The sequence below is a fragment of the Enterovirga sp. genome, from assembly GCF_028290205.1.
Taxonomy (GTDB): domain Bacteria; phylum Pseudomonadota; class Alphaproteobacteria; order Rhizobiales; family Beijerinckiaceae; genus Enterovirga.
This window is the reverse complement of record NZ_JAQGKF010000138.1, coordinates 1-9555: the sequence shown is the minus strand read 5'-3', so window position 1 is coordinate 9555 and position 9555 is coordinate 1. Positions and strand designations below refer to the sequence as shown.

The window sequence follows — 9555 nt, the reverse complement described above, 5'->3', positions numbered from 1 at the left end:
CTTGGCCGGGGTGGCGGCGGGCTTCGCCCCGGGCTTCTCGGCGCCGGCCGGCTTGGTGGCCGCTGCCGTGCCGCCCTCGACGATGTTGCCGAGCACCGCGCCGGGCCCGACCGTCTCGCCGTCCTTGGCCAGGATGTCGCCCAGGGTTCCGGAGGCCGGCGCGTTCACCTCGAGGGTGACCTTGTCCGTCTCGAGCTCGACCAGCGGCTCGTCGGCCTTCACGGCCTCGCCTGGCTTTTTGAACCAGCGGCCGATCGTGGCTTCGCTCACGGATTCGCCGAGGGTCGGCACGAGAATGTCGGTGGCCATGATGCAGCGCCGCGCGGGCGTCCCTTGTCTCAGGAGGCGTTCGTCCGATGCGGACGAACGGTGGTCGGATGCAGCACAGCGTGTAGCATCGCCGAGCATGCGCCGCGAAGGCCCAATCCGGCTTTGACGGCGCGATCCGCGCCGCTCAGGGCGCGGATCGGGTCGCGTCGAGCCCGTTCGGCCCGGCCGGCCGCGTCACGGGCGGCCGCGCCGGGTCACGCGGCGGGCGAGACCGCCTCCTCGAGGAACGCCTTGAGCTGCGCCTGGTGCTTGGACATGAGACCGGTGGCGGTGGCCGCGGAGGCCGGCCGGCCGGCATAGCGCGGGCGCTTCACCTTGGACTTGGCGTGCTCCAACACCCATTCGAGATAGGGTTCGGCGAAGCTCCAGGAGCCCATGTTCTTCGGCTCTTCCTGGCACCACACGACGTCGGCGTTCGGGAAGCGCGACAGCTCGGCGGTGAGGGACTTCAGCGGGAACGGATAGAGTTGCTCCACCCGCATCAGGTAGATGTCGTTGATGCCCCGCCGCTCCAGCTCGTCGAAGATGTCGTAATACACCTTGCCGGAGCACAGGATGACGCGCCGGATGCGCTCGTCGGCCACGAGGTTCTTGCCGTCGTCCCAGAGAACCCGGTGGAAGCTGGAGCCCTCGGCCAACTCGTCGTGCCGCGACACGCACCGCTTGTGGCGCAGCAGCGACTTCGGCGTCATCAGAATCAGCGGCTTCCGGAACTCGCGCTTGAGCTGACGGCGCAGCACGTGGAAGTAGTTCGCCGGCGTCGAGCAGTAGCAGACCTGCATGTTGTCTTCGGCGCACATCTGCAGGAAGCGCTCCAGGCGCGCGGAGGAATGCTCCGGCCCCTGCCCCTCGTAGCCGTGCGGCAGGAGGCAGGTCAGCGCCGACATGCGGAGCCACTTGCGCTCGCCCGAGGAGATGAACTGATCGAACACCACCTGGGCGCCGTTGGCGAAGTCGCCGAACTGCGCTTCCCAGAGCACGAGCGCATTCGGCTCTGACAGCGAGTAGCCGTATTCGAAGCCGAGCACGGCCTCCTCGGACAGCATCGAGTTGACGACTTCGTAGCGCGACTTAGCCCCGACATGGTTCAGCGGCGTGTAGCGCTCCTCGGTCTCCTGATCGAGCAGCACCGAATGGCGCTGCGAAAAGGTGCCGCGCTCCACATCCTGCCCGGACAGGCGGACCGGGTGGCCCTCCTCCAGCAACGTCGCGAAGGCGAGCGCCTCCGCGGTGGCCCAGTCGATGCCCTCGCCGGTCTCGAACATCTTCCGGCGATTCTCAAGGAAGCGCAGGATGGTCCGGTGCGCCCGGAACTCGGCCGGAAGCGCGGTCAGCTTCTCGCCCAGCGCCTTCAGCCTCTCGAGCGGCACGCCGGTCGCGCCGCGGCGGCAATCCTCCTCCGCCTCGCTGACCCAGCGCAGGCCCGCCCAGCGGCCATCCAGCCAATCGGCCTTGTTCGGCTTGTAGCCCTGGGCGCTCTCGAATTCCTGGTCGAGCCTCGCGCGCTCGGCCGCCTTCATGGCGCCGAGTTCCTCGGCCGAGACCACGCCTTCCGCGACCAGCTTGGTGCCGTACAGCTCAAGCGCGGTCGGATGGGTCTTGATGGTCCGATACATGCGGGGCTGCGTGAAGGCCGGCTCGTCGCCCTCGTTGTGACCGAAGCGCCGGTAGCAGAACATGTCGATCACGACCGGCTTGTGGAACGTCTGCCGGTACTCGGTCGCCACCTTGGCGGCGAAGACCACGGCTTCCGGATCGTCGCCGTTGACGTGGAAGATGGGCGCCTCGACCATCTTGGCGACGTCGGACGGATAGGGCGAGGAGCGCGAGAAGCGCGGGTTGGTCGTGAAGCCGATCTGATTGTTGACGATGAAGTGGATCGATCCGCCGGTGCGGTGCCCCTTGAGGCCGGACAGGCCGAGGCATTCCGCCACCACGCCCTGGCCGGCGAAGGCCGCGTCGCCGTGGATCAGGAGCGGGATCACCGAGGTGCGGCTCTCGGGCGCGTCTTCGTGCTGGTCCTGCTTGGCCCGCACCTTCCCGAGCACCACGGGATCGACGATCTCGAGATGCGACGGGTTGGCGGTCAGCGACAGGTGGACGTTGTTGCCGTCGAAGGAGCGGTCGGACGACGCCCCGAGATGGTACTTCACGTCGCCGGATCCCTCGACATCTTCCGGCGCGAAGGAACCGCCCTTGAACTCGTGGAAGATGGCCCGGTGCGGCTTCGCCAGGACGTTCGCCAGCACATTGAGCCGGCCGCGATGCGACATGCCGATGACGATTTCCTTGGCGCCGAGGGCGCCGCCGCGCTTGATGATCTGCTCCAGAGCGGGGACCATCGCCTCGCCGCCATCCAGGCCGAACCGCTTGGTGCCGGTGTAGCGGACGTCCAGAAACTTCTCGAAGCCTTCCGCCTCGACGAGCTTGTTCAGGATCGCCTTCTTGCCCTCGGGCGTGAAGGTGATCTCCTTGTCCTTGCCTTCGATGCGCTCCTGGATCCAGGCCTTCTCGACCGGATCGGAGATGTGCATGAATTCGACGCCGAGCGTCGAACAATAGGTGCGCTCCAGCAGGCCGACGATCTCGCGGATCGTTCCGAATTCGAGCCCCAACACGTTGTCGAGGAAGATCGGCCGGTCCCAATCGGCTTCCGTGAAGCCGTAATGGGCGGGCGAAAGCTCGTCGTCGGGCACGCGCTTTTCGAAGCCGAGCGGGTCGAGATCGGCGTGGAGATGGCCGCGCATCCGGTAAGCCCGGATCATCATGATGGCCCGGATGGAATCGCGGGTGGCCTGGTGCACGGCCTCGACCGAGATGGTGCCGCCCTCGGCCTCCGCCCGGGTCTTGATCTTCTGGCCGACCGCCTTCTCGACCTGCGCCCAATTGCCGTCCAGCGCCGAGACGAGTTCGCCGTTCAGCGGGATGGGCCAGTTCGGCTGCTGCCAGGAGGCGCCGCGCGCGGTGGAGGCGACCGCCTCCCCGTCATCCTTCAGGCCCGCGAAGAAGCTGCGCCACTCCGGATCGACGGAGTTCGGATCCTGCTCGTAGCGGGCCTGGAGCTCTTCGATATAGGGGGCGTTGGCCCCGTAGAGAAACGTCGTGCGGAGGAAAGCTTCGTTCGCGGCTTGGCGTGACATTCGACCCGTCCTGGCGGCCCTACGGTGCTAAACGGCGCCGGTCTGGCCTGTGAGGGCCGCCGTCGCATCGCAATCAGGCGAGGGGAAGGCGGCCGGGCGGTCCCGGCTTATCAGGGCCGCGTGAATCGATCCATACATGGGGTGGCGATCGGCCGATTTCAGCCCTGCCCGGCCGCCCGCGCATCGGGGCGGCCCCGGCGGCGCAGGCCGCCGGGGTGCTGTGCGGGCTATCCCTTCAGCAGTTCGACCAGCGTCTTGCCGAGCCGGGCCGGGGACGGGGACACCCTGATGCCGGCAGCCTCCATGGCCGCGATCTTGTCCTCTGCGCCGCCCTTGCCGCCCGAGATGATGGCGCCCGAATGGCCCATGCGGCGGCCGGGCGGCGCGGTGCGGCCCGCGATGAAGCCGACCATCGGCTTCTTGCGGCCGCGCTTGGCCTCGTCGCGGAGGAACTGCGCCGCTTCCTCCTAGGCCGAGCCGCCGATCTCGCCGATCATCACGATGGACGTCGTCTTGTCGTCCTTGAGGAAGAGCTCGAGCACATCCGTGAACTCGGTTCCCTTGACCGGATCACCGCCGATGCCGACCGCGGTGGTCTGCCCGAGGCCCTCGCTCGAGGTCTGAAACACGGCCTCATAGGTCAGCGTGCCCGACCGCGACACGATGCCGACGGAGCCGGGCCGGAAGATGTTGGCCGGCATGATGCCGATCTTGGATTCGCCCGCGGTCACGACGCCCGGACAATTCGGCCCGATGAGACGGGACTTGGAGCGGTCGAGCGAGCGCCGCACCCGCACCATGTCGAGCACCGGAATGCCTTCGGTGATGCAGACGATCAGCGGGATCTCGGCATCGATTGCCTCGCAGATCGCGTCCGCGGCACCCGGCGGCGGTACGTAGATGACCGAGGCGTCGGCGCCCGTCTTCTCCCGGGCTTCCCGCACGGTGTCGAACACCGGCAGGCCGAGATGGGTCGATCCGCCCTTGCCGGGCGAGGTGCCTCCCATCATCCGGGTCCCGTAGGCGATGGCCTGCTCCGAATGATAGGTGCCGTTCTTGCCTGTGAAGCCCTGGCAGATGACCCGGGTGGACTTGTCGATCAGGATAGACATGGGGCGGCCTTCGAGAGGTTAGACGGGCAAAAAGGGGTTGAGGACGCGAACCGACCCGTAGGTCTGCCCGTGGCTCAAGTCTTCGCTGTAGAGGACGGGGGCGGACAGGCGCTCGGCTGCGGCCAGGGTGGCGGCGTGCCAGTAGCCGACCCGGAAGGCGCGCGACATCGCAACCGCGGCCCGCACAATCGTTTCGTCCATGGGCGCGACAGGGTAGCAGCAGAGGAGGTCGATCCAGCGGTCCACCTCCTCGAGCGGCAGCGGAACGGCCGGACGACGGATGACGGTGGTGTAGAATTCGGCCAGCACCTGCGCCGACACGCCGAAGCGCTCCGTCCGGATGATGCGCTGCGCGATCGCGAATTTGTGCGGCTCATCCTCCCGACCCGCGGCCGCGTAGATCAGGATGTTCGTGTCGAGGAAGCACTCGCTCCTCATAGCAATCCTCGCGCTTCCAGACGTAGTCGGGCCCGAGCCGGGCCGTGGACGAGTCCATCAGGTCCAGAAGCCCGCGCCGAGCCTCGTCGATCCGGCTCTCTTCCGCGACGATGCGGGCCAGGTAGTCGCGCACCAGCGCGTTCACGGTCGTGCGCCGGCGCGCCGCGATTTGGCGCACCTCGTCCAGCACCCCCTCGTCCACCGCGAGCGTGATGTTCTTCATGCCGCCGATTTACACAGGCACACAGGGTCTGTGAAGCACGAGGGCCCGGCTCAGCCCCGGAGGGCTGGCGCATGCCCCCGGGGGCGGCCCGCGACCCGACTTCGGCCGGGCCGGAGGGCCGACAGGAGACGCGCGGCGCGGGCGCGGCAGAGCCGGCCGGTCAGGCCCGGAACTGCGGAACCGCTGCGCCCCGCTTCACCACCACGGTGCTGGCGAGCTTGTCATGCCAGCCCTGCTTGCGGGCGTCGAAGGCGACCCACAGAAAGCCGAGCGCGAACACGAAGGACGACACGAAGTAGCCGAAGAACCGCCCGATCGCCTGGCCGAGGCTCAGCGGTCCGCCGTCCTCGCTGCGGACCACCCGGAGGCCGAAGGCCATCTTGCCGGGCGTCGCCCCGCGCGAAACCCAAAACCCGATCACATAGATCGCCGGAATCAGCACCGACAGCAGCGTCACGGTCAGGAGGGGGCCGGTCTGGAGATCGGGCTGCTCCGGGGTTCCGCCCGGTCCGATCATGCTGGACCCGAAGGCGGTGTACAGCACGCCGTTGACGATCGAGAGCAGAACCGCGTCAATCAGGTAGGCCCCCGCCCGGATCCAGAACCCGCCATAAGCGAGAGCCGGTGTGGCGGGCATCGGCCCGCCATACGGGTTGGTCGATCCGAATGCGCTCATGTCCCGCTCGTCCTTCGCCCGCACCCCGCCCGACACCTTGAAAGGGCGGCCGATGGTGGCTGAGAGATGTTGCCCCTCGGCCGATCCGCTCGGGTCCGAGCCTTCCGGCGGGGCAAGGAGCGAACAGACGCGAGGCTCAGCCTACGGTCAAGCTTGGCCGCCCGCCCGGACAGCCGCCACGATCTTCTGCGCGGCATCGTCGAGATCGTCGGCCGAGATCACGTTCAGGCCGGAGGAGCGGATGATCTCCTTGCCTTCGGCCACATTGGTGCCCTCGAGGCGGACCACCAGCGGCACCTTGAGCCCGACGGTCTTCACGGCCGCGATCACGCCGCGGGCGATCACGTCGCATTTCATGATGCCGCCGAAGATGTTGACCAGGATGCCCTGCACGTTCGGATCGGCCGTGATGATCTTGAAGGCGGCCGTCACCTTGTCCTCGGTGGCGCCGCCGCCCACGTCGAGGAAGTTGGCCGGCTCCTCACCGTAGAGCTTGATGATGTCCAGCGTCGCCATGGCGAGGCCGGCGCCGTTGACCATGCAGCCGATGGTGTCGTCCAGCGAGATATAGGCGAGGTCGTGCTTGGAGGCCTCGATCTCCTTGGAATCCTCCTCGGAGAGATCGCGCAGCTCCACCACGTCCTTGTGCCGGTAGAGCGCGTTGGAATCGAAGGAGATCTTGGCGTCCAGGCAGCGCAGCGAGCCGTCCTTGGTGAGGATCAGCGGATTGATCTCCAGCATCGACATGTCCTTCGCCAGGAAGGCCTTGTAGAGCTTGGAGACGATGTCGCCGGCCTGCTTGGCCTGCTCGCCGGCGAGGCCGAGCGCCTGGGCGACCGTGCGCCCGTGATGCGGCATGTAGCCCGTGGCCGGGTCGATGGAGAAGGTGTGGATCTTCTCCGGCGTGTCATGGGCGACCGCCTCGATGTCCATGCCGCCTTCGGTCGACACCACGAAGGCCACCCGGCCGGTCTCCCGGTCGACCAGAGCCGAGAGGTAGAACTCCCGATCGATCTCGGCGCCTTCCTCAATGTAGAGGCGGTTCACCTGCTTGCCGGCGGGCCCCGTTTGCAAGGTCACGAGGGTGCGGCCCAGCATCTCGCCGGCGAACCGCTTGACCTCGTCGACCGAGCGCGCAAGCCGCACGCCGCCCTTGTCGCCGGCCTCCGGCTCCTGGAACTTGCCCTTGCCGCGGCCGCCCGCATGGATCTGCGACTTCACCACCCAGACCGGACCGCCGAGATCCTTGGCGGCGGCCTCGGCCTCCTCCGCCTTGAAGATCGCGACGCCCCGGGGCACCGGGACGCCGAACTCCTTGAGGACGGCCTTGCCCTGGTATTCGTGGATGTTCATCGCGGACCCTTGCTTCAGCCCCGGCCGAACGCTGACCGGCCGCCAAGCTTATGGTGAGTAACTATGGACGCCGAGCGAGGCCCGCGCCTAGGCGAGCGAGCCGTTGATGCCCTTGCAGGCGTCCACGAGGCCCTGCACGGAGGCAATCGACTTGGCGAACATGGCCTTCTCTTCGGCATTCAGCTCGACTTCGACGATGCGCTCGACGCCCGCGGCCCCGATCACCACCGGCACGCCGATGAACATCCCGTCCACGCCATATTGCCCGCTGAGAAGCGCCGCCGCGGGCAGGACCCGCTTCTTGTCCTTGAGGTAGCTCTCGGCCATGGCGATGGCGGAGGCGGCCGGTGCGTAGAAAGCCGAGCCGGTTTTGAGCAGGGCCACGATCTCGCCGCCCCCCTTGCGGGTGCGGTCCACCATGGCGTCGAGCTTGGCCTGGTCGAGCCAGCCCATCTTGACCAGGTCCGGGAGGGGCACGCCGGCCACCGTCGAGTAGCGGGTCAGCGGCACCATGTCGTCGCCATGGCCGCCGAGCACGAAGGCTGTGACGTCCTTCACGGATACGTCCATGGCCTCGGCCAGGAAGTGGCGGAAGCGCGCCGAGTCGAGCACGCCCGCCATGCCGACGATCTTGTTCGCCGGCAGGCCCGAGAATTTCTGAAGCGCCCACACCATCGCGTCGAGCGGGTTGGTGATGCAGATCACGAATGCGTCGGGAGCGTATTGCTTGATGCCGCTGCCGACGGCCTCCATCACCTTGAGGTTGATGCCGAGCAAGTCGTCCCGGCTCATGCCGGGCTTGCGGGGCACGCCCGCGGTGACGATCACGACGTCCGCGCCGGCAATGGCGGCGTAGTCGCTCGCGCCCTGATACTTGGCGTCGAACCCGTCCACCGGGGCGGATTCCGCAATGTCGAGGCCTTTGCCCTGCGGGACGCCGTCGGCGATGTCGAACAGGACGATGTCCCCGAGCTCCTTGAGCCCAGCCAGATGGGCGAGCGTGCCCCCGATCTGTCCCGCGCCAATCAGCGCAATCCGCTTGCGAGCCATTCCTGAACCATCCTCGGGAGACAAAGGGAGCGCGGCCGCCCCTGGCGGTCTCATAGGCGCAATCCGGCCCGACCTTCAAGCGCACAACGCGAGGGGCGCGCCTGAGGCGGGGCGGCCCTCCCCCGCCCCTCCGGACGGCGAGGCGCCGGCGCGGCCCGGCTCAGGTCTCGGCCAGCCCTGCCGCGCTGCCGGAGGTCTCGTCTGGACGGGCGCGCCCGAGATAGTCGCGTGACCTCATCTCGTGCAGGCGCGACACCGTTCGTGCGAATTCGAACGCCTCGGCCCCGGTCTCGGCCACATAGAGGTCTTCCGCGCGTGCGTCCGCCGAGGCGACCAGCTTCACCTGCCGCTCGTAGAGGACGTCCACCAGGGTAATGAAGCGCCGGGCCTCGTTGCGCCGCTCGGAGCTGAGCCGTGGAATGCCGTCCAGCACGACCGTGTGGAAGCTCCGCGCCAGCGCCAGGTAGTCGGAGGCGCCGAGCGCCTGGCAGCAGAGGTCCTCGAACCGGAACCGGGCGACGCCCATGGCCTGGGCCGGAACAGGGAGTTCGCGCCCCAGCACGGTCAGAACGGCCGGCCGCGTCTCCGCGTGGCCGGTGAGCCGCCCGAACAGCCCGTCGAGCGCCCGCGTGGCGGCCGCATCGGCCGGGGTCACATAGACGGGGGCATCGCCGATCTTTTCGAGCCGGAAATCGGTGCGGGATTCGAGGTGCCACACCTCCGTGCGCTCCTGCAGCAGGCGGATGAAGGGCAGAAACAGGGCCCGGTTTAGGCCGTCGCGATAGAGCCCCTCGGGCGGAACATTGGAGGTCGCCACCACGGTCACGCCGGCCTCGAACAGCGCCGTGAACAGCCGGCCCAGCAGCATGGCATCGGCGATGTCCGTCACCACGAACTCGTCGAAGCAGAGAAGGCGGGCCTCCTCGGCGAGCGCAGCCGCGACCGGTCGGATGGGATCGTCGCCCGCCACCCGCCCGGCCTTCAGGTCCTGCCGCCAGGCGTGGATGCGCGCATGCACCTCCGCCATGTAGGCGTGGAAATGCGCCCTGCGCTTGCGGTCGATCGGGACGCTGTCGAAGAACAGGTCCATCAGCATGGTCTTGCCGCGGCCGACCCCGCCCCAGACGTAGAGCCCGGTCGGGGCTGGGGCCTCCGAGCCGCCGCCGAGCAGCCAGCCGAGCGGCCCGGAGCGCCGGGGCGGGCGCGCCTCGGCGAGGTCCGCCCGCAGCCGGT

General features: G+C 68.3%; 8 protein-coding genes and 1 pseudogene. All 9 read right to left on the bottom strand.

The window, feature by feature from the left end; all coding sequences use genetic code 11:
- On the bottom strand, positions 1 to 309 hold a 309-nt coding region (locus tag JWR86_RS10100), incomplete at its 3' end, for a biotin/lipoyl-containing protein (RefSeq protein WP_299564506.1).
- Between the two features lie 215 nt (positions 310 to 524).
- Entirely contained in the window at positions 525 to 3470 is a 2946-nt protein-coding gene (locus tag JWR86_RS10095; RefSeq protein ID WP_299564503.1) for a 2-oxoglutarate dehydrogenase E1 component, read from the bottom strand.
- A gap of 227 nt (positions 3471 to 3697) precedes the next feature.
- A pseudogene (gene sucD / locus JWR86_RS10090) lies at positions 3698 to 4582 on the bottom strand (succinate--CoA ligase subunit alpha).
- An 18-nt stretch (positions 4583 to 4600) separates the two neighbouring features.
- Entirely contained in the window at positions 4601 to 5020 is a 420-nt protein-coding gene (locus JWR86_RS10085) for a PIN domain-containing protein (RefSeq protein WP_299564500.1), read from the bottom strand.
- Positions 4956 to 5243 carry a hypothetical protein gene (locus tag JWR86_RS10080; RefSeq protein WP_299564497.1) on the bottom strand — a complete coding sequence of 96 codons (288 nt, stop codon included), beginning with the start codon at positions 5241 to 5243 and terminating at the stop codon, positions 4956 to 4958. Before JWR86_RS10080 ends, JWR86_RS10085 begins: the two co-directional genes overlap by 65 nt.
- Before the next feature lie 160 nt (positions 5244 to 5403).
- Positions 5404 to 5919, bottom strand: coding sequence for an RDD family protein (locus JWR86_RS10075; protein WP_299564494.1), 516 nt, complete (start codon positions 5917 to 5919; stop codon positions 5404 to 5406).
- Between the two features lie 147 nt (positions 5920 to 6066).
- Entirely contained in the window at positions 6067 to 7272 is a 1206-nt protein-coding gene (sucC, locus tag JWR86_RS10070; protein ID WP_299564492.1) for an ADP-forming succinate--CoA ligase subunit beta, read from the bottom strand.
- An 87-nt stretch (positions 7273 to 7359) separates the two neighbouring features.
- Positions 7360 to 8322: a malate dehydrogenase gene (mdh, locus tag JWR86_RS10065; RefSeq protein WP_299564489.1), complete on the bottom strand. Its 963-nt coding sequence runs from the start codon at positions 8320 to 8322 to the stop codon at positions 7360 to 7362.
- A gap of 160 nt (positions 8323 to 8482) precedes the next feature.
- On the bottom strand, positions 8483 to 9555 hold a 1073-nt coding region (gene zapE, locus JWR86_RS10060), incomplete at its 5' end, for a cell division protein ZapE (RefSeq protein ID WP_299564485.1).

Excerpts from the sequence above, each read along its gene's own strand:
- JWR86_RS10095 (WP_299564503.1), bottom strand. The coding sequence starts at position 3,470 with ATGTCACGCCAAGCCGCGAACGAAGCTTTCCTCCGCACGACGTTTCTC.
- JWR86_RS10085 (WP_299564500.1), bottom strand. The coding sequence starts at position 5,020 with ATGAGGAGCGAGTGCTTCCTCGACACGAACATCCTGATCTACGCGGCC.
- JWR86_RS10080 (WP_299564497.1), bottom strand. The coding sequence starts at position 5,243 with ATGAAGAACATCACGCTCGCGGTGGACGAGGGGGTGCTGGACGAGGTG.
- JWR86_RS10075 (WP_299564494.1), bottom strand. The coding sequence starts at position 5,919 with ATGAGCGCATTCGGATCGACCAACCCGTATGGCGGGCCGATGCCCGCC.
- sucC (WP_299564492.1), bottom strand. The coding sequence starts at position 7,272 with ATGAACATCCACGAATACCAGGGCAAGGCCGTCCTCAAGGAGTTCGGC.
- mdh (WP_299564489.1), bottom strand. The coding sequence starts at position 8,322 with ATGGCTCGCAAGCGGATTGCGCTGATTGGCGCGGGACAGATCGGGGGC.